The following is a 247-nucleotide window of genomic DNA, read 5'->3' on the forward strand; positions in this document are numbered from 1 at the left end:
ATTTCACCGAGGTGGAGGAGTGCGCTATCAGGCAGTGATTGGGCGTTTGCTTTTAATAACGGGCGCGTCCAGAGCGATGGCTGATAAAAGGTCGGAAGAGTGGGGATTTTTGTCGGGTGATTATCTAAGGGATCGAGCGCAAGTAGAGCGTTCACCGCATCGGTTACTTCCGGCTGGTTATAACGCCGGGCGATTTCTTGCAGCAATGGCTGATGACCGTTTTCGGTAAGCATACGCAAGGCAGCAC

Annotated in this window: 1 protein-coding gene; it reads right to left on the reverse strand. The window is 52.6% G+C overall.

What is annotated here, in order from left to right:
* On the reverse strand, window positions 1-247 hold a 247-nt coding region (locus tag B0E34_RS22965; protein ID WP_185117476.1), incomplete at both ends, for a hypothetical protein.

This window comes from Chryseobacterium mucoviscidosis, assembly GCF_002177115.1.
GTDB classification, from domain to species: Bacteria; Bacteroidota; Bacteroidia; order Flavobacteriales; family Weeksellaceae; genus Chryseobacterium; species Chryseobacterium mucoviscidosis.